The organism is Paenibacillus violae, assembly GCF_032461945.1.
In the GTDB taxonomy this organism is placed as follows: domain Bacteria; phylum Bacillota; class Bacilli; order Paenibacillales; family NBRC-103111; genus Paenibacillus_E; species Paenibacillus_E violae.
Map to the genome: position 1 here is coordinate 139,991 of NZ_JAWCUD010000011.1, position 20,604 is coordinate 160,594.

Sequence of the window (20,604 nt, forward strand, 5' to 3'; positions counted from 1 at the left end):
TACATGCTCCCGAATTCGGTCACATGACTTTCTTTACTTTATTAAAATAGTCTCTTACAATAACGATGTAAACATAAAGGCAGGGTGAAACTTGGAATGGAACAACTACAAAACATAAGCTTAGATCAGGAACTGATTATTCAAAAAGCTCGCAAACGTGTCATTGAATCTATTGGAAAGAACATGGATCTCTATGGCATCACCCAGTCGATTGGTCATCTGTACGGAATGCTATTCTTCCAAAACAAGCCCATGACTCTCGATGATATGCGAGAAGCGATGGAAATGAGTAAAACCAGTATGAGCACAGGTGTGCGTACGCTGGTTGATTTGAAAATGGTCAATAAAGTTTGGGAGAAGGGATCACGAAAAGATCTCTACGAGGTCGAAATGGACTGGTTTCAAACCTTCTCTGATTACTTTTCACTGAAATGGCGTAAAGCTTTAGAAATTAACCTTAGTTCTCTGAATAAGTCAAAAAAAGAACTTAATCAGCTTAATCAGCAATACCCTGATGATGCAGCCCTGCAAGTAATACTTCAAACGGATCTCGACAAAATCGATGAGGCAATTCGATATTATCAATGGCTTGATCGACTTATTGACTCTTTTGAAACAGGTGATATTTTCAACTTGATACCTAAAGATTCACCTCAGGATCAAACTAATTAAGTTTCACTCTGTATGCTCAACAGTTCATCCATAGGAGAATTGATGCACAAATAAAACCACTTCAAGATGATTTCACCTCAATGTGGTTTACGTCATTTTATCGGATTCAATTAACTTTGAGTCTCTTTACAAGAGGACTTATTGTTGTTCCTTGAACAATCAGTGAAAAAACTACATTACTAAACGTCATAGCCAATATTAAGTCACGGCCATCAAAATCCGGAGAAATGCTCAAGATTAACGCAATAGACAGGGATCCTTTTAACCCGCCCCATGCTATAATCGGCTTCCAGATGGCAGGTATTTCTTTATCAAAGATAAGGCTAACATAGACAGCAATGAACCTTGCCGTCAGAACAATGAGAATGCTTCCACCGATTTGAATCCACTTCTCAGAGAAATCAATATTTGAAATTTCAAGACCAACCATGAGAAAGATCAATGCGTTTGCTATAAAAGCTATTGTTTCCCAAAAGGAGTCCATTTTGTCAAGTGTTAAATTGGACATGCCGATATTTTTTCCGTAAGTTCCTAACAAGAGTCCTGCAAAAACAACCGAAATGACACCGGAGAAATGGAACATTTCAGCTAACTCAAATGCTCCATAGAACAGGACAATTGAAAGCCCGATCTCCACCAGATAATTATCAATGCTTGAGGTTATTTTTGAGGTAATGTAGCCTGTTACAACACCAATGACTATGCCTCCTAGAACAACTTTAACAAACTCCAATGCTCCATGTAATACACCAGACATGCTTAGTACCGTTGTTACCAAAGCTATTTTCAAAAGGACAACAGCTACTCCATCATTCGCCAAACTCTCTCCTTCAACGATAATGGACAACTTCTTGTTCAAACCCATTGACTTAAAGATCGTTAATACGGAGACCGGATCTGTGGCTGCCATTAATGCGCCAAAGACAAGCGCTTTTTGCAAATCGAGGCCGAGTAAGAAATATGAAAGCGCGGCTATCAGTATAAATGTCATAAAGGTTCCTAACAACGCCAGTAATAATATCGGACGTTTGTTTTCCTTGATTTCGCCAAAAGGAAGCTTTAGTGCAGCATCTCCAATTAGCGCTGACAGGAAAATTAATATCACAGCTGTTTGAAAGACATGATCCGAAGCTACGTAGGTTTTAAATTCATGAAGAGCTTCAATAGGGAAAATACCAAGCAAAAGTCCCGCAACGACAAGCAATGTTGGATACGGTTGTTTTATTTTATCCGCCAAATAAGCGATTGCAACTGCGATTCCGAGCAGTACAAGCCAGTAGTGAATCATTGAAACCTCCTATAATATGCCTTGTTGCTATTATGTGTAAATTTATGTTTCATTATCTTCACTACAATTGTTCGCTCAATGCTCGAAAAATTTGATATTCCATAATTAATTAGAAAACGGAGCCCGCTTAGCCGCGGTGCTCCGTTATTGTTGTTGCAGAATTCGTTAGATTCTACGCATGCCTAAACATAGATTCTTTTTCGAACAACTTTAAGATTCTTATTTTACTTCATTTTTCATTGTCCTCGAACATTGAAAAAGCGTATCGAATGATGTCTTCGCGGATAGTGTTTGGCATGCTGTAATTCTCATGCATATAGGCATAGGGGCTGACTTTACTTACTAGTATCTTCAGTTTGAAACTGCAGTCTACCTTTTAAATTTTCAAGTTGTGCTTCAAATCTATCAAAGTGGTCGATTACCTTCCAATCCTGCCATTTCTCTTGAAGTCGTTGAACGATATTTGAAAATACATCTGCATACCATATTTCGATCTGACTATTTTTTATATCTATATGAAATCCAAAAGTTGGAAAGTCTGATGCCCATTCTTCCATATGAAATTGTTTATACCCAAAAAATTTATTACAGTTTTGCAATAACTCCGGTCCATGAAGCAAATATCCTTCGATCCCCCCATCTAGTGGGAAAATTAGTATTTCTTCATCTTCAAATTTTATGCTAGCAATAGTATCAATCCAATCCAGTGCACCTGGAGGTCTTAAATTTACATTAGCTAAATCATCGTCTTTACCAGCAAGAACCTTATCTCTCGAGACGCCAACATACTCTGCAAGATCAACAATACCCTGTTTAGCGGTCTGCACTTAATTCATATAATGAAGTAAAAAGCAACGAAAGACATCATCTCTCGTTGCTTTTTCTTGCGCTTATTTTAGAGTTATCTTAAGACCGTGTTTGTCAAAGATCCCCTTCAGGACCTCTATAGCCTCTTCTTCATCAGGACCTTGAATATCAAGCTTGTACGTTTGATTGTTGAATAAAGTGACACTTAGACCCAGAATGCTTTTCACATCAATAAACCTCATGCCAACCTGAATGACAATACTGGATTGGAATTGATTCGCTGCTTGATTGATTTCTATAATGGCTTTTGTTTCCAAACCACCCATACCAACCTCTCCATTCTTGCTTCGTCGTTGCTCGAACAGATTAATCTACCTAGCGAAACTCACGGGGGATTCGCCTTGCCACACCAGTTTGAATAGCTGCATGAATGACGGCTTCACGAATACGTCTAACGACTTCTTGATTAAACACACTTGGAATGATATAAAGCTTATTCAGTTCCTGCTGCGTTACTACGGAGGCAATCGCTGCTGAGGCAGCTAACTTCATCTCTTCATTGATTGTGGAGGCTTGGCAGTCCAAGGTTGCACGGAAAATACCTGGAAAACAAAGTACATTGTTAATTTGATTTGGAAAATCCGATCGCCCCGTTGCAATGACCCCAGCAATGTCTTCGATTTCATCCGGATGAATTTCAGGCGTTGGATTGGCCATGACGAACACGACAGGGTTTACCGCCATCCGTTCCACATCTCCCCTTTTCAGTAAGCCCCCAGCGGACAAGCCAATGAACACATCTGCTCCTTCAATGACTTCATGTAGGGAACCAGATCGTAGGTTAGGGTTCGTTCGTTCCGCATACTCCTTCCATATCGGGTTTGCATACTCATTCGTGCGTAGTAACGCGCCATCCCGGTCAACGCCAATCAACTCTTTCACACCTGCTGCAAGCAAAATGTTGGAGCAAGCAATTCCCGCTGCGCCAACTCCGCACACGACAACTTTAGCCTCATTAATCTGTTTGCCAACTACTCTCAAAGCGTTAATGAGCCCTGCATATAATACGACGGCCGTGCCATGTTGGTCGTCATGAAAAACGGGGATATCCAGTTCATTCCGGAGCCGCTCTTCAATCTCAAAGCATCGAGGTGAAGAAATGTCCTCCAAATTAATACCGCCAAAACCTGGGGCCAAGTGCTTGATGCTTGTAACGATTTCATCTGTACTTTGCGTGTTCAAACAAATGGGAAACGCATCAACATCAGCAAACTGCTTGAATAGCATCGCCTTGCCTTCCATAACTGGCATTGCCGCATAAGGTCCGATGTTGCCAAGTCCTAGTACGGCACTGCCATCGGAGACAACAGCGACTGTATTCCGCTTAATCGTCAACTTGTAGGCGTTATCCTCATTCTCATGGATTGCCATACAGACTCTGGCGACATCCGGTGTATACACCCGGGATAAATCATCCCTGTTCTGGATGGGCGATTTGGGCTTCATTTCGATTTTACCGCCGAGATGAAGTAAAAATGTGCGATCTGAGACATGTATGAGTCTCACGCCCGAGAGATCCTTCATCCTGGCAACAATTTTGTCCAACTGGGTTTGCTCCAATGCTGTTACCGTAATGTCTCGAACCGTCCAATTCGCACCTGTTTGGATGACATCAATCGCGATGACATCCCCACCGTTTTCCGTAATCATCGTGATCAATTGACCGAAGTGAATCTGCTCTGTCAGCAGTTCCAGACGTAAAATAATGCTTTTACCACCCATTGTATTTTTCATGTGCATTTACCCTTCCTCGTTCACAAGTACATTTTTACCTTTAAGCTTTAGAATCAGCGGAATCGTGATCCAAATCAAACCGATAACGAGAAATACCAGTGAAACCGGTTTTTGCAAAAAGATCATGAAATCGCCGTTTGAAATGGTAAGCGCTCTGCGCATATTGTTTTCCATCATTGGACCCAGAATAAGACCAAGTACGAGTGGTGCTAAAGGGTAATCGTTCTTGGATAAAAAATAACCCACAAGCCCGCAACCCATAATGAGCAGCAAATCAAACGTTGAATATTGTACGGCATACACCCCAAACACGGAAAAAACGATAATTAACGGAATTAAATACTTCGCAGGTGTTTCAATCACTTTGGCAAACACTTTAACAAGAGGCATATTAAGAATTAAGAGCATAAGATTTCCGACAAACATACTTGCAATAACGCCCCATGCCAGTTGTGGATGATCCTGGAATAACAAAGGACCTGGTTGGACATTGTACATGATAAAAGCACCCATCAAAATGGCAGTCGTGCCCGAAGAAGGGATACCCAGGGTCAAAAGCGGAATCATTGCACCGCCTGATGCAGCGTTATTCGCAGCCTCCGGCGACGCCACTCCCTCGATGGCTCCCTTTCCGAACTTCTCTGGATTTTTGCTAATCTTTTTCTCTACAATATAAGCAAAGAAAGAGGCAAGGATAGCTCCCGCTCCAGGAAGCAGGCCGATGAAAAATCCGAGCACAGAACCACGTGCAATAGGTGCCGCACTGTCTTTCATATCTTGCTTCGTCGGCATGATCCGATTAATTTTTGCAATCTCGCCGTCGTTTCCTTCGCGCTGAAGAATTGTTTTAAATACTTCTCCGACAGCAAATGTACCCACTGCAACGGTCAAGAATTCCAAACCTTGATATAGCTCAGGAATGCCGAACGTGAACCGTTCCACGCCAGATACATTGTCGATACCAATCGTTGCTAGTAAGAGTCCGAAGGCAGTCATCATGAGCGCTTTCACCATCGATTTACCTGCAAGCCCGCTGATTGCGAGTAATCCGAGCACCATGAGTGAGAAATATTCGGCTGGCCCGAACTTAATGGCTACTGCAGATAAAGGACGAGCCAGGAAAATTAGACCGATCAGTGAAATAATCCCGGCCGCAAAGGAACCGATTGCCGAAATTGCAAGCGCAGCCCCTGCTCTACCCTGTTTAGCCATTTGATAACCATCTAGTGTTGTGACGACAGAAGACGATTCTCCTGGCGTGTTCAACAAGATCGACGTCGTCGAACCTCCGTACATCGCCCCGTAATACACCCCTGCTAGTAAAATGATTGAGCTTGTAGCCGCTTCTTCCGGAGCTAAGCCACCTGTCATCGTTGCCGTGATCGGTATTAAGAGGGCTACACCGCTCATCGGACCGATTCCAGGGAGTACACCAACTACCGTACCGATCAAGACACCGAGAAATACAAATACTACATTGTGCCACTGCATCGCAGTACCTAAACCATGAAACACATAATCCAAAGTGCTCATCTTATGCCCCCCCTAACCATGTTGGAAATCCGGGAAGCGAACCATCCAGCAGATGTACATACAAATAATAAACAACATATGAGAAACTACCAGCAATAACTAAGGAAACCCACACTCTTCCCTTATGCATCGTTTGGAAACCGATCATCAGGAACAAGAACGTAGAGATTACGAATCCAATATCTTCAAGGAAATACGCATACAAGACAGCAGCGATGAAAATAATGATAAATCGTTTATAGTCCAAATTTTCTTTGCTCTTCTCCGTACGTTGTTTACGGAAAGTCTCATAAATAAGACGGAAACTCATCAAAGACAAAAACGCCCCCAAAATCATTGGAAAAATATTTGCACCTACATTACTGCCATAAGCACTTGTTGAAATGCCCAAGGAACCAATCATAAATGTAAGGCCAATGGCGAAAAATACGATGCCTGCATAACGATCAAAAGTAGTATTCATTTCTCTGCCTCCTATCCTAAGAGACAAGGGAGAAGAGCTCGTCTTCTCTCTTGTCTCTTTAGGATTTATTTCTGCATACCAAGCGCTGTTAGCATGTCTTTCAGTTGTACTTCTTGCTGCCCTAAGAAAGCTTTGAAATCGTCTGCTTTCTTATAATCCGTTTCCCAGCTATTTGCTTGCATTTCTTTTTTCCAGGCATCGGACTCTACCATTTTCTTAATGCTATCTTCCCAAAATCTTTTTGCGTCAGCGGTCATGTCCTTCGGTCCAAAGAAACCTCGCCAAATGAGGAACTCGGCATCTACACCCTGTTCTTTCATCGTCGGGATATCTTTCAAGCTGCCGCCAAGACGGGAAGGTGCGGCAATCGCAAGAATACGGATTTTCCCGGCTTTCACATATTGATCTAACGAAGAAGCATCTGTACCCAACACGTCAGCATTTCCGCCTAACAATGCCGTTACGGCTTCGCCGCCACCGTCATAGGACACATATTTCACTTTTTTGGGGTCAATGCCGTATTTGAACGCCGGTAGAATCGAAACCAAATGGTCCATTGAGCCAGGTGCTGAGCCTCCTGCAACTGTAATCTTGGTAGGATCAGCTTTCATATCATCGAGTAAGGATTTCAGATCTTTATATTTCGAATTTGCTGCTACCGCGACAGCACCATAATCTTTCGTCAATTGGGCTAACGGCGTCGTATCATTGTAACCGTAAGGTGTGTTTCCTTCTTTTTTCAGATGATTAATCAGGATTGGTGGCGAGCTGACGAACAGCTTGTAGTTATCCTTAACATCTTTGGTAGCGTATTCTGCCATAAAAACGGTACCGCCGCCGCCTGGTTTATTTTCAACTGAAACAGGTTTATCCACAGCTTTCGTTTCCGTTAATACCTTAGCGATCGTACGGGCTGTCATATCCCAGCCGCCGCCTGCGCCTGATGGAGCAATAATGCTTAACGCTTTTTCAGGATAGTTGGATTTCGCAGCTGCAGGAGCTGTCGTCTCTTTTGATTTATCAGTAGAACCTGAAGTTGTTGCTGCCGGTTTAGCTGTGTTGCTGCCACAAGCAGCCAAACTTACTGCAAGCATGCTAATAGCTGTTACTTTCCAATAAGCTGAAAAAAGTTGTTTTATCAAATGAAACCCCTCCGTTTTTAGTAAAAAATTATCTTGTATCCGCTTTCTTTAAAGCGCTTTCAGAATAACATCTACAGGTATCCGTAGGGAAGTTTATGGAGATTAGTTGCAATAACAGCGTTTTGACCATTTTGTTCATATTGTTCACGGATCTGGTTACCCTATAACGGTCAAAATGATAACGCTTTATGATACAATTTAAACAAAAATAGGAGGCCTGCGTGGATCATGAGGCTTCAGACCAAGCTTATTTTAATCATTTGTTCGTTCCTCTCCATCGTGATTATCTCTTTAGGCAGTATATTTTATTACATCATGACCACGGCACTTGAGGATCAGATTGGAACACGCGCCTTAAAGGTTGCTGAAACTGTTGCTAATATGCCTGACATTCGCCATGCATTTCAGACTTCCGACCCGTCTAAGGCCATCCAACCTATTGCCGAAACTATCCGAGAAAAAATCGATGCTGAATATATCGTTGTCGGGAATCGCGAAGGGATTCGCTTCTCGCATCCACTTCCTGAACGAATCGGGAAAGAAATGGTTGGCGGCGACAACGGCCCTGTCTTGGAAGGACAATCCATTGTTTCCAAAGCCATCGGCTCCCTTGGACCTTCGCTTCGCGGTAAAGCGCCTATCTTTGATGAGCAAGGCCAAGTTATAGGGATTGTGTCCGTCGGATTTCTTACGGAGGATATCGATTCGATCACTTACGCCTATCAATCGCGGATTGAGGTAATCTCCCTTATCGTTCTGATCATTGGCCTAATCGGTTCAATCCTTATCGCGCGTAACGTCCGGAGCTCCATACATGGACTTGAACCCAAGGAAATCGGCGAGTTATATACGGAAAAGCAGGCGATTCTGCAAACGATTCGCGAAGGAATTATCGCCGTAAATCGAGATGGCATCATCACGATGGTGAACCGCTATGCCTTGCAGCTTTTGCAGCTGCCGCTAAGTGCAAAAATCACGGGCAGGCACATTGAGGATGTGATTCCGAACACCCGATTGACCGAGGTGGTACGTACAGGAGAGGCCGATTTCGACCATGAAATGCTCATTGGTGATCATGATGTCATCGTCAATCGCGTGCCGATTGTAAGCCGAAAACACGGTGTCACTGGTGCCGTTTCAAGCTTTCGAAGTAAATCCGAGCTTTACCGATTGGCTGAGGAACTATCCCAAGTAAAACGTTTCGCAGAAGCCCTGCGGGCTCAGACACATGAATTCTCTAACAAGTTATATGTCATCTCCGGACTCATTCAACTGGAATCGTATCAAGAGGCTGTCGATCTCATCTCCAAAGAATCCGATGTTCACCAGAATTGGGTACAGTTCATTATGACTGAAATTCCTGATCCCATGATCGGTGGACTGTTAATTGGCAAATTCAATCATGCACAGGAATTGAAACTAACTTTTGAAATTGACAGTGAGAGCTCATTTCGAGATATACCTGAAGAAATCGATCGTAATCTACTGATCACGATTATCGGTAACTTAATCGACAATGCGATGGAAGCTGTACTAGCTGTGGAAGTGCAGACTATGCCGTATGTGAAATTATTTTTAACTGATCTCGGTGACGATTTGATAATCGAATGTGAGGACTGCGGTATTGGTATTCCAGAAGACTTGGGTAATGCAGTGTTTGAAAAAGGATTTTCAACTAAAGAAGGTGAGAACAGAGGTATTGGTCTAGCACTAGTTCAGCACGCTGTACGCAAGCTTAATGGATATATCACTTTCCATAAAAATCTGGAATGCGGTACGGTCTTCACCGTCGCCATACCGAAACACCCGACATCCACAGAAAGGAGTCCTGATCGTGATCCTGGAATCCCAACAACCGACAATTGAAGTATTAATTATCGAAGACGATGTGAAAATAGCCGAAATAAACCGAAGGTTTATAGAGAAAGTAGACGGCTTTCACGTTGTCGCAATCGCTACAGATGATGTTCAAGCAAAAGAGCAGTTAGACATCTTAAAGCCAAATTTAGTTCTACTAGATGTTTATTTTCCTGGCTCCAATGGACTGGACATGCTGTCTTATATTCGTCAACATTATCGGGATACCGACGTCATTATGATCACAGCAGCCAAAGAGGTCGAAGTCATACGGGAAGCCGTTCGAAGCGGAGCTTTCGATTATATTATGAAACCTCTAGTATTTAACAGATTGCAAGAAACTCTCCTGCGTTATATGGACTTTCACAACGAGCTGAATCGTCTTAATCAAAGTGGCTCTATTAATCAAAATGATGTTGATCGTCTCATTTCGGGGGCAGGTAAGAAAGACTCTAGTATTGATAATTCCTATCTTCCCAAAGGTATTGATAAATTAACGCTAGTCAAAATTGTGCAAGCGATTTCCGCCGCGGAGCACGGAATGTCCGCGGAGCAAATTGCCAAAGAAATTGGTGTCAGCCGTTCGACAGGACGCCGTTATTTAGAGCATTTGGTCTCCTCGGGCGAAGTATTCGCAGATCTGACTTATGGGGTCGTGGGGCGCCCCGAGAGGGTCTATCGTAAGAAAGAGTGATTACTTACTTAAAAAAGAGCCACTCGTAGTTCAATATCATTAAGTTAAGCTTCAAGACAAGACTGGAAATCAAAACAGAATCCGAAACGGCATGGGATAGCCCCGTGCCGTTTATTTTTGGTTGCGAGCAAAGAAGTGCGGACAGCAAAACAGGCGGATTGTCTATCCACTTTTAATAAATGCTCATGTGAAATAAATTAAATGTATAGAAGTAAGTACTCATCCATTCTAATTACTTTTGTTCGTATATAAACAAAAAAAATGCTTGCCACTAGGAATCGAGTGGCAAGCATTTTTATATAGACTCACAATTATACGATTAAAAAACAAGGCAGCATTGTAGTAAAAACTTTCGACTATCTTGAAAATAAGAAAATATATAAATCTCTGAAACCTCAAAATTCGTTGAGCCCTATTCCGAAGAGTACTATAACAGACTAACTATAAACGGTTATTGAATGGGAGGTGAGTAGATTTCCAAATCGTTACTGCTAGGATAAAGTAGATTTACCGTTAGCCGCATAAGAATCCGATAAGATAGTTAAATTCCTAACATATCTTTCAGTTAGACTCGTATGTGATGAATTATTTTGAGGAACATAATTTACAAGGTGCTTTGTTTCGGCGAATCCCCTACTCCTTCGTGACTAGTCAACTACATCTCCTTCTGGTGATATTGAGTACCACAGGGGCTGCTAAGAAGCAGCTTAAATTCGAACTTCAGGCCTTCTCTAAGTTTTGGTTGTAGTTCGCCGTTAGCGAAACGGTATTTACTTATTTAAAATCAAACGTCAATTTGATCCCTGTTTTCTTATCTACTGCTAAAATCATTAATTCAAGTAACCTTTTAGTTTCACTGATCGCTACACTTCATTTTGTTTCAGTAAGAAAATCATTTACAACTTGATAAAAACCGTCTAAATCATCAGAGTGAACACCATGGCCACATTCTTCGAAAACTACAAGCTTAGTGTTAGGTCTTCGATTTTCCATCTGCTCTGCTTGTTTGATGTCAAGAAAGAAGCTTTTTTTACCATGAATCAGCAAAATAGGACAATTAGAAGATAACCAATCTTCCCACCAAACCCCATTAGATTGTGGTACGGAAACTTGCAGCCCCTTTATATCTGTACGGAACCCCCATCCCCGTTCATCCTCGAACACGCTTTCTGAAAAATAATCAATCGCTTGAAGCCCCACACTTCCAAGTGAATCTCTTAGTTCTTTTAAAGAGGCCGAACGATATGGAAGCTTGTCGGCAAATGAGAAGTCCGCGTTTATTTCCACTCCGATATCCTCAACGATAACGGCTTCGACCCATTCAGGATAACGAGCCGCGAATTGATAAGCGTTCAACCCACCTAGAGAATGTCCCAGTAGCGTTACGCGTTTTCCCCCGAGTTCATTTTGAATCAAGTTTAATAGGTCATTGATGTAATCATTTCTTGCGTATTCCATGCCAGAAGGATGTTCACTCCAACCATGTCCGCGCTGATCTACAGCTATAACCCGCCAATCTTTAAATTTGACAGCCAGCTCCGAAAATGTTCTTGCATTAGTCATATATCCATGTAACATAATAAGCACATTATTACTTTCTCCACCAAAGTCAAGGTAGGAAAGCTCAAGATCACCCGAGTTAAAATATTTTCTTATAGCCGGAATATTATCGTGTAAAATCTCCATTTTTTTCTCTCCCTTTATTAAATAATCTTCTTTAAAACGAATCAGTTATCAATACTTTTAGAACGTAATGTAGGTGACTCTAGCACTCTTTGTTTCCGTCCGTATAAACAAGCAAACAAGGCGGAAAGCACCATAAATAGAGAGCTGGATGTTACACCAAATTTCAAACCGTATTGATCAACAACCCAACCTCCAACCATAGGACCTATAATTTGCCCTGCTGCAAAAGTAGCAGTGGCTACGCTTAGGCATACCGCATAAATGCTATTTGGTACATAACGGCGAAGCAGAGCTGTAGTCATCAACGGCGGGGTAATAAATGAAACCAACCCAATAATTACCGCTCCTAATGAAGTAAGCAGAATACGATTTGTCGTTACTCCTAATACACCAATCGCACCTATTGCTAACCCCAATGCAAGCGTATACCCGCTCGGCCATCGGTCAATGGCTCTGCCTCCAATCCAACCGTTGAATAAACCTGCAGATCCGATACCAGACCAAATTAGTCCAGCATAGATCGACGGAATTCCTTTATTCACGAGATAAGGAACCAAAAAAGTGAAATAAATGATATATCCCCAACCAAAGAAAAAATAAGATCCAAGCAAGAATAAAAAATTATTTGGACTAAACATGATTCTGAATACACTCACTTGTTCTTGTTCCCGTGAATTCGATTCAAGTTCTGTGAATAGAGTACTCTCAAAAATTTGCTTTCTTGTTACCAACTCAAAGCCCATCGTAGCAAGAATTCCGAAGATGCCCATGGACAGCCATGCATAGCGCCAGCCATCCAAATGAGTAGGCTCTATGATATATGGTGCGAATAAGCCTGTAACCAGAATTCCGGCAGATCCACCTAACCATATTAGACCAGAAGCCATTCCTCGCTCAGGGGGTTGAACGGCGTCCGTAGCAATAGACAAGACCAACACCGTTGCCAATGCTGAAAAAAAACCAATCATAAACCGCCATAGTCCGAGCTGAATGAAGTGATCGCTAAACGCTGAGCCTATCATGGCCAATCCAAGTAATAAACATGTAATTCTATTGATGACATTCTTTCTATGCTGAAAACGTGAAATTAATAACGGTAAAGATAAGGTTCCGGCTAAATAACCAATGAAATTAACGGTTCCTAACAAACCTAATTCAGCGTAGCTTCCCCCTATTTCCCTTTGAATCCCTGGTAAGAACAATCCATAGGATAGCCGTGAAAATCCAAGGATTAAAGCAAATAATAGTGATGCCCATAAGGTGATCCAATTGAATGCAGATTTATAACCTAAACCCATAGCATCCCTCCTGCCAAAAAATTGTTCTTGTAACTATTGTAAATTGGTATCAGGGTTTTGTAAAATTGAATTATCTGAATGAATTGTTCATATTTATAAAACAAAAGGATGAGGAACATGGATCTGCGAGCATTAACAACATTTGAAGCGATTTTGCGTCTTGGAAGCTTTCAGAAAGCTGCTGAAGAACTCCAATTTGCACCTTCTACAGTAACACTTCAGATTCAGCGTCTTGAAGCTGATCTAGGAGTCTCTTTATTCGTTCGTGATGGCAAACGAATGGTTGCTTCTGAAGCCGGCCGATGGCTCTATCAGGAAGCATCTGCTTTGCTGAAAAAAATAGGATCCATGAGACAGACGATCTCCGATTTCGGCACGGGGGATGGCGGAACCATTCGTTTTGCCGCTATAGAGCCTATCGCGAGTCAATCGATAGCGACTATCGTAGCTGATTTTTGTAAACTTCGTCCGCAAGTGCAGTTATCTATGGAGATTAGCGGTAGTAAATCTATCTCAGAAAGAGTTCGATCCGGTGAATTGGATTTCGGCATATGCGCATCTCCATCAGTAAACCTCATGTTGGAGTTTGAGCCTCTTATTGAAGAAAAATTGGGGGTATTGATGAGAGCTGATCACCCAATGGCCAATCAAACTTGCCTCGAGGTGAAAGACCTTGCCGGACTAACCATTCTGCTTAAAGAGCAAACCTGTATTTATAGAGAAATATCAGAGAAAATATTATGTCAAACTGGCCAAAATCCTTTTTTTGGTATCGAAGTGGGAAGTTTTTCTGTGATTCGGCAAATGGTCAAAGCTGGTCTCGGTATCGGAATTATTCCTATTTATAGAGGCTTGGAACTAGAAAACACCTTAGTCATTAGACCTTTTGTTGATATAGCCCCCACTGTTGCTATTGGCCTGGTTTTTAAAAATAGCAACATCCTGGGAAGGGCATCATTATTATTAATGAATGCTTTAAGGGATAGGTTAAAAAAAACAAAATGATATTCAGTATTGGTCATTCAAAGCTATGAGCACCTTCTACAATCCATCGCTCCGAACGGATGCTCTAATGCTCGACATTGTCGGTAATCGGACAATATTCTTATCACTCGACAGTTGACAAGAACTTGATGTCATAAATGACAAGAACTTAATCACATTCCCGATTATTGCCGATTGTCACAGGCATAGGTGTAACAATCGTTACATTTAGACCAAAACTAACATTATTCCCAGGGTCCTAGCTCCGGATATCGTTTCTGGATCAGCTCGCGCCAGCTGAAATCGTCACGTTCAATCGCCTTCACCAACAGCTCCTCCGTTGCCATATTGGTCGCAACCGAAATACTGTGCAAATCGGCTATACGCAGCAATTCCGTTATATAAGGCTCGTGCGGCTGTGCTATAAGTGGGTCACGTAAAAGAACGATTAAATCTATTTGATTCATAGCGATCAGCGCCACGATTTGGTCACCGCTCATCGGTCCTGACATATATGGTGTTATCATCAGATTCGTGTTTTCCTTTATTCGCCTTGCGATCGAACCCGTGACATATAGTTGATGATTTTGCAGCTCATGCTCGTAAGCGATGGCGAAATCGACCATCTCTTCTGATTTGCTTTTATGTGCATTAAGAGTTATGTGCAAACTCATTGTTGTTCCCTTCTCTAATATCTGATTGATACTGCTAGGCAATGGATAATCCAATTTAAGCTAAATAAAAACACGAACACTGATGCCTTAGACAGCTTTTCCGAGAATTCCCTCAGCTTTTCCCTTGGTATATCGGTTTGGCATTAGCGCTACCGAAATTCCAGTCATCTCTGACAGATTCGAGATACCTTTAACCCCGACTTACCAAGTTTCACGTATTCCATGATTCCTCCTCTCCCCCATGCTTATCGATGATAAACGAAAAGCGCTACGCTTTTGTCGTTGAATTTTTACTGTTGTTCTTTTTCTTTCGAGAAGAACTGAATATTAGTTCACTTAGTAAACAATCTCTGATTTAGTTACTTTTAATAAAGTGGGGTCATGAATGTGATTGCCATACCTCGTTCGATGTGAAGTCGAAGTGCATCTTCTCTTGTGAAATATTGAGCAAAAGTTGAAAGAGAATAGACGAGCTTGCGTTAGAAAATCAAATCATACAGAAGGAGCATATTAAGAATAAAAATCACTTCATTTTCAATATTGGCACTTTAAAAAGTATTACAAGCCCGATAGTTGCAATTACAGAAATAAAGAGTCGGATTCAAAGATCGTTAGTGTAAATTTTTACGTATGAATTCCAGTTTGGAATCGACTAGGCAACGACATAAATGACTAAGCAAAAGATGGGCTGATATATGATCCTTTCCAATTAGATACCTCACCATTTTTCTAACAAGCACGGAGTCTCAAAGGAGACAGCATACCTAGTAGGAGAAATGATCAGTTTCAAAATAGAGGTATGAGGAACTTTGCAGGCTGTATAAAGTCAAAGCTTTTCAAAGTTTGTATAAACTGCAGGTGTAATTGAATAGTGGATCAGACTGTTTTGATTTCATGAAATATAAGGTTCACACCTAAGTAAACCTCCAGGAATTAATTGTTAACTGCTGGGCAAATTAACATTTAGATTGAATTTGGAGAGGAGCAGACTAGAAATGAATAAACCGGAACGGTACGCCAATATAATACCAATGGCAGAACTGAACACGAAGGAAAAACGACTTCAACCTTTTTCTGTGTTTAACCAACTTCGTCAAACGACGCCTGTTCGTTATGATAAAAGTAGAAGTTGTTGGGATGTGTTTCGCTATGAGGACATCCATCGTATTCTCAAAGATCCCACCACCTTTTCTTCAATACGCGGATTAGCTGTAAAAGACAGAGAGACCATTCTTACAATGGATCCTCCCCGCCATACACAACTAAGGGGTTTAGTAAACAAGGCGTTTACACCTAAAGTAATCTCGGATTTGGCAACACGAATCTCCACAATCACCGACGAATTACTTGATGCTGTTGAAATCAAAAAGACTATGGACATAGTTTCCGATCTGGCCGTTCCGCTGCCGGTGATTATTATAGCGGAGTTGCTTGGCGTCCCCCCAGAAGATCGCAACTTATTTAAGAAATGGTCGGACATTCTTGTGAAAGGACCTGACCAAAATACTGAAGAGGAATTCACGCAAGTCATTGCGGAGAAAGAGCAAGCCACCCATGAGCTTAATGATTATTTCGTTCAGATTGTCGAGCAGCGTCGTAATGAGCCCAAAGAGGATCTGATTTCACTTCTGTTGCAAGCCGAAGTCGAAGGAGAGAAGCTTAGCGACAAAGAGATTCTTGGCTTTTCGATTTTGCTCCTCGCTGCTGGTAATGAAACGACAACCAATTTGATTACAAACGCTGTCCGCCGTGTGACGGAAGACCGAACGCTCCAACAGCAACTTCGCGGTATCCCAGAACTTATTCCTGGTTTTATTGAAGAAGTCTTACGTTTCTATCCCCCCATTCAAGCCATAGGACGAGTAGCGACGAAAGACGTGGAGATCGGAGACTTCAAAATAAAAAAAGGGCAGCAGGTCATCTCTTGGGTGGCATCTGCTAATCGCGATGAGGCTAAATTTGCAGAACCGGATTCTTTTATTGTGGACCGCAAACCAAATGCCCATCTTTCGTTTGGATTCGGCATACATTTCTGTCTAGGAGCACCTTTAGCAAGGCTTGAAGGGCAAATCGTGATTGAGAGGCTCATGAAACGGTTCGTGGATATTCAGTTTGTCCCAAATTCGGAGATGATGTACATTCAAAGCCCCTTTGTTTTTGGAGTTAAACAGTTTACTGTCCGTATGACGTAAAAAAACTAGATCAATGCGAGTGTTCAGTCAGAATTAAAGTTTTATACTGCACACTCTGTGAATCATAAGAATTCTCATAAGGCTTTGACGACAGCTTTATAGGTCTTAGACTCTGATTAAAAAAAAAGTAGATTTAGTTTAAATTTGAATTATTCAACTATGCTGCCCGTTAGTTGAGAAAAGGCAACCGATCACTAGGTCGGCTGCCTTCTCTTGTTGTTATTGAACAAACGTTTTCCGTTAGCTTAGAACGTGTGGATTAATCAACGTGCTCCTCAATCAATGAGATTTTCCTTCCTTAATCTCGAAAACTCCGTCGCATAATACGCCATGGCGATGGCCGGTAAAGCGATTCCGATCAGCAGTGCCGCCTCCCAGCCCCCCGTTGCGTAAGCCCATCCCCCTGCCGCTGAGCCTATAGCGCCCCCTAAAAAGAAAATGGCCATATACAAACCGTTAAGCCTACTGCGAAATTCCGCTCCTAAAGAGAAAATCACCCGCTGCCCGAGAACCATGTTGGCGGAAACCCCCATGTCAAGTAAAATCGCCGAAACTACGAGGATGGGGATTGCCAGTGCAGAACTTGATGGAACCAGCAAGGGAAGCAACCCGGAAAAGATGACGATGGTCAACGCCCATCCCGTAGCCGGGCGAACCCATCCACGGTCTGCCATACGGCCCGCCGCTGGCGCCACAATTGCCCCCATTACCCCGACTAATGCGAACAGAGCGACCTCCTTCTGAGTGAAATGGAACAGCGGACTTGTCAATACCAACGGAACTGTAGTCCAAAACAAACTGAACGTTCCGAATACACAAGCATGATAAATTGCCCTCCGGCGCAATGCCGGTGTCGCCTTCAGCAGATGCAGCATGGAGTGCAGCAACGCCGGGTAAGCTGTAGCGGTCAAAGGCTTCCTTGAGGGTAGTGCCTTTGCCAATACAAGAGCCAGCGCGAAAATCAATGCTGCGGAAATGAAATATATGGCGCGCCAGCCCATATACTCCGCCACCAAGCTTGAAATGGGACGCGCGAGCATAATCCCCAGAAGTAGCCCGCTCATGACGTTGCCCACATTGCGACCGCGCACGGCTTCAGGCGAAAGATGAGCCGCATACGGCACAAGGATTTGTGCTGCTACGGAACCTACCCCGATCACGAGTGAAGCGGTGAGGAACAGGATGGCGCTTTTGATTACAGCGGCAATTGTCAAAACGACGGCTGTAAGGAGCAATGATGAAAGGATCAACTTACGATTTTCCAGGATGTCTCCCAACGGTACGATAAATAACAAGCCAATCCCGTAGCCGACTTGAGTCAATGTAACGATGAGTGCGGCAGCCCCGGAGGAGAGCCCGATGGTCGAACCGATGGAGCCTATCAATGGTTGAGCATAATAAAGATTTGCCGCTATGATACCGCAAGCGGCTGCCAGGATAAAAATCAGCGATGGCGAAACCGATTTTTCCGTTGGAATGGAAGCTGAATGCATAGAAAGTCCCCCTTTGCTCACCAGAAATTTTATGGAACAGTTGTTCCAGAATGTGCAAAAAAAAATGTTTTATATCATTTCCATCACCATGTCTATCATCTGCTGCATCTTGCTGCGTTCACCCTGCACCTTCGAAACGATATTTATACTATGATTCAGGTTTGAGAGCAGATAAGATAAAGTCTTGATATCTTTCTCAGACATGATTTCTCCCGTCTCCTGACCTTTGCGCAGCAGCTCGTAGAAGGATTTCTCCAATTCGTCAAACCGCTCCCTGATCAACGCATTCAGTTGCTCATCTGGCGAATCCATGCCGACTGCTGCATTAGTTATGAGACAGCCCTTCGGCGACTCGCCGTCCAAGGCGGAATCGATGTGTATCTCGAAGTACTGCCGGATTCCCGATTTTGCGGATGTCGCATTGACGAGGATGTCCCGTTTGGCTTGCTTCCACTTCTTGTACCAGTTGATCGCCTCGATATAAAGCGTTTGTTTGTCCCCGAACGTTTCGTACAGACTTGATCTGCTAAGATCCATAGCTTCCAGCAAATCGGGAATGCTTGCCGCTTCGTAGCCCTTCTTCCAAAAAACGAGCATCGCTTTATGAAGCACCGCTTCTTTATCAAACTCTTTGTAGCGTCCCATGGTTCTCCCTCCGTTTCCGTAGGTAGAGTATATACTTTTCTGGAACGATAAGTCCAGTATTTTCTGCAGATATGAAAGTTAGCTCAGGCTGGGATAAGATGGATTACAGACTTTTAAGTGAAATTAGTGGGCCTCTGCTTTTCGATCACCACTTTCTAAAGAATAGCATTTGTTAGGTATTAGAGTAATCTGCCCGTTACTTTAACGGAAAACGACAGCCGATCGTATGCCGGCTGCCGTCATGTCGTGATTGAACTATCGTGTCCCGTTAGCTCAACGGGCAACGGCAGCCAATGGTGTGCGGCTGCCGTCATCAGGGATTGAACTATAGCTCTTAAATTTTAGAAAGCACAATTGAAACAATGATTCCAGTGACGGGAATCCAAAACAAATATGATTTTAGAAGTCTAACCAACCCATTGTTTTGCTTCTCTAACATTTTTTTGTGGTCGTGATTCATTTGTAAATCTGTCAAAGCACCTGTGTCATTGGAAACATTTCTATAACTTGTCATGCCTCCACTTCCCAGAAAAAAAATCATGAAGGTTATTACCAAAAAAATTAACGAACCCATAAACAAATAATCCGAAATTTGTTGCATTCGCCTTCACACTCCTTTTGTCTATTATAGCATTTTTTACCACTCCCACAATCCTGTCCGTTACTTCAACGGACAACGGCAGCCAAACGTGTGCTGGCTGCCGTTATTGTGATTGAACTATCGTTCATCGTTAGTTGAACGAATCTGGTGCCCATGTAGAGATTCCATCTCCAGGTGTAGCTACTATAAGCCATTCATGATGTGTGTATCCAGTTCCATCTCCTACTTGCCAACATTCATATTTATCATGGTGCCCATTTACAAAGAGCGTTTTTTCCAGATTCAAATTCAATGTGTAGATGTGGCGATTGTGTGCCTAACGTAACGGCATTTACCTTCTCCCTACGTAACTCAAATATTAATTGATACTTTTCTTCTTCTGATAGTTCAACCATTTCAGCTTCGGATACTGGGAATAATTGCGTCCCTTTAGGGAAGACAGCCCATCTTGATTCAATGTTTAACCATAATTGTTCTGGTGAATGATTTACGTATTGTTCAAAACGTATTAAAAATGCACCTGGACCTAAACCAAATTTAACACCATCTAATTGGCAACCAACAAATATATGATTTAAGGCCCGCTCTGCGAATTGTCTATGTTCAATATCCAAACAACCACACCTTTCATCACTAACTTATCTACTCCATACTACCTCAATTTGGTTCCTGCTGCTCAGTTAAACTTCCGTTACTTTAACAGACAACGGCAGCCGATCGTATGCCGGCTGCCGTTACGTCTAGATTGAACTATAGTTATTCGTTAGTTAAGTACCATCTA

At 42.4% G+C, this 20,604-nt stretch carries 20 protein-coding genes; 5 read left to right on the forward strand and 15 right to left on the reverse strand.

The features are described 5' to 3' along the window. The first annotated feature begins 96 nt into the window (after positions 1 to 96). Positions 97 to 672: a GbsR/MarR family transcriptional regulator gene (locus tag RQP52_RS26965; RefSeq protein WP_315954711.1), complete on the forward strand. Its 576-nt coding sequence runs from the start codon at positions 97 to 99 to the stop codon at positions 670 to 672. 106 nt (positions 673 to 778) lie between these two features. Here the strand turns inward: RQP52_RS26965 and RQP52_RS26970 are convergent, their stop codons facing one another. From RQP52_RS26970 to RQP52_RS27000, 7 genes are all read right to left on the reverse strand, one after another. Further along, a complete protein-coding gene (locus RQP52_RS26970) occupies positions 779 to 1,960 on the reverse strand; it encodes a cation:proton antiporter (RefSeq protein WP_315954712.1) in 1,182 nt (393 codons plus the stop codon). A gap of 335 nt (positions 1,961 to 2,295) precedes the next feature. Continuing rightward, entirely contained in the window at positions 2,296 to 2,787 is a 492-nt protein-coding gene (locus tag RQP52_RS26975) for a hypothetical protein (protein ID WP_315954713.1), read from the reverse strand. Positions 2,788 to 2,850: 63 nt separating this feature from the next. Continuing rightward, entirely contained in the window at positions 2,851 to 3,093 is a 243-nt protein-coding gene (locus RQP52_RS26980) for an HPr family phosphocarrier protein (protein ID WP_315954714.1), read from the reverse strand. Positions 3,094 to 3,142: 49 nt separating this feature from the next. Next, on the reverse strand, positions 3,143 to 4,561 hold the full coding sequence (locus RQP52_RS26985) for an NAD-dependent malic enzyme (RefSeq protein WP_315954715.1): 1,419 nt from the start codon (positions 4,559 to 4,561) through the stop codon (positions 3,143 to 3,145). 6 nt (positions 4,562 to 4,567) lie between these two features. Further along, positions 4,568 to 6,094, reverse strand: coding sequence for a tripartite tricarboxylate transporter permease (locus RQP52_RS26990; RefSeq protein WP_315954716.1), 1,527 nt, complete (start codon positions 6,092 to 6,094; stop codon positions 4,568 to 4,570). Position 6,095: 1 nt separating this feature from the next. Next, complete coding sequence (locus RQP52_RS26995) at positions 6,096 to 6,557, reverse strand: tripartite tricarboxylate transporter TctB family protein (RefSeq protein ID WP_315954717.1); 462 nt, start codon at positions 6,555 to 6,557, stop codon at positions 6,096 to 6,098. A 65-nt stretch (positions 6,558 to 6,622) separates the two neighbouring features. Further along, on the reverse strand, positions 6,623 to 7,651 hold the full coding sequence (locus RQP52_RS27000) for a Bug family tripartite tricarboxylate transporter substrate binding protein (RefSeq protein WP_379174442.1): 1,029 nt from the start codon (positions 7,649 to 7,651) through the stop codon (positions 6,623 to 6,625). Positions 7,652 to 7,927: 276 nt separating this feature from the next. Between RQP52_RS27000 and RQP52_RS27005 the strand changes: the two genes are divergently transcribed. Further along, a complete protein-coding gene (locus tag RQP52_RS27005) occupies positions 7,928 to 9,565 on the forward strand; it encodes a sensor histidine kinase (protein WP_315954719.1) in 1,638 nt (545 codons plus the stop codon). Next, a complete protein-coding gene (locus RQP52_RS27010) occupies positions 9,534 to 10,250 on the forward strand; it encodes a response regulator (RefSeq protein WP_315954720.1) in 717 nt (238 codons plus the stop codon). Before RQP52_RS27005 ends, RQP52_RS27010 begins: the two co-directional genes overlap by 32 nt. A gap of 870 nt (positions 10,251 to 11,120) precedes the next feature. Here the strand turns inward: RQP52_RS27010 and RQP52_RS27015 are convergent. Beyond that, entirely contained in the window at positions 11,121 to 11,936 is an 816-nt protein-coding gene (locus RQP52_RS27015) for an alpha/beta fold hydrolase (RefSeq protein ID WP_315954721.1), read from the reverse strand. Between the two features lie 41 nt (positions 11,937 to 11,977). After that, positions 11,978 to 13,234, reverse strand: a complete 1,257-nt coding sequence (locus RQP52_RS27020) for a YbfB/YjiJ family MFS transporter (RefSeq protein ID WP_315954722.1) — start codon at positions 13,232 to 13,234, stop codon at positions 11,978 to 11,980. A 117-nt stretch (positions 13,235 to 13,351) separates the two neighbouring features. Between RQP52_RS27020 and RQP52_RS27025 the strand changes: the two genes are divergently transcribed. Beyond that, a complete protein-coding gene (locus RQP52_RS27025) occupies positions 13,352 to 14,239 on the forward strand; it encodes a LysR family transcriptional regulator (RefSeq protein WP_315954723.1) in 888 nt (295 codons plus the stop codon). 224 nt (positions 14,240 to 14,463) lie between these two features. Here RQP52_RS27025 and RQP52_RS27030 read toward each other — a convergent pair whose 3' ends face one another. Continuing rightward, positions 14,464 to 14,892 carry a methylglyoxal synthase gene (locus RQP52_RS27030; RefSeq protein ID WP_315954724.1) on the reverse strand — a complete coding sequence of 143 codons (429 nt, stop codon included), beginning with the start codon at positions 14,890 to 14,892 and terminating at the stop codon, positions 14,464 to 14,466. A gap of 995 nt (positions 14,893 to 15,887) precedes the next feature. Between RQP52_RS27030 and RQP52_RS27035 the strand changes: the two genes are divergently transcribed. Next, positions 15,888 to 17,084 (forward strand): cytochrome P450, encoded by a 1,197-nt coding sequence (locus RQP52_RS27035; protein ID WP_315954725.1) that lies wholly within the window; start codon positions 15,888 to 15,890, stop codon positions 17,082 to 17,084. 275 nt (positions 17,085 to 17,359) lie between these two features. On the opposite strand, the gene RQP52_RS27040 is transcribed toward RQP52_RS27035, so the two are convergent. From RQP52_RS27040 to RQP52_RS27060, 5 genes are all read right to left on the reverse strand, one after another. After that, a complete protein-coding gene (locus tag RQP52_RS27040; RefSeq protein WP_315954726.1) occupies positions 17,360 to 18,577 on the reverse strand; it encodes an MFS transporter in 1,218 nt (405 codons plus the stop codon). A 69-nt stretch (positions 18,578 to 18,646) separates the two neighbouring features. Next, entirely contained in the window at positions 18,647 to 19,222 is a 576-nt protein-coding gene (locus RQP52_RS27045; protein WP_315954727.1) for a TetR/AcrR family transcriptional regulator, read from the reverse strand. 334 nt (positions 19,223 to 19,556) lie between these two features. Beyond that, complete coding sequence (locus RQP52_RS27050; protein ID WP_315954728.1) at positions 19,557 to 19,823, reverse strand: hypothetical protein; 267 nt, start codon at positions 19,821 to 19,823, stop codon at positions 19,557 to 19,559. Between the two features lie 65 nt (positions 19,824 to 19,888). Continuing rightward, positions 19,889 to 20,017 (reverse strand): hypothetical protein, encoded by a 129-nt coding sequence (locus RQP52_RS27055; protein ID WP_315954729.1) that lies wholly within the window; start codon positions 20,015 to 20,017, stop codon positions 19,889 to 19,891. A 51-nt stretch (positions 20,018 to 20,068) separates the two neighbouring features. Continuing rightward, positions 20,069 to 20,437, reverse strand: coding sequence for a hypothetical protein (locus RQP52_RS27060; protein ID WP_315954730.1), 369 nt, complete (start codon positions 20,435 to 20,437; stop codon positions 20,069 to 20,071). Positions 20,438 to 20,604 lie beyond the last annotated feature (167 nt).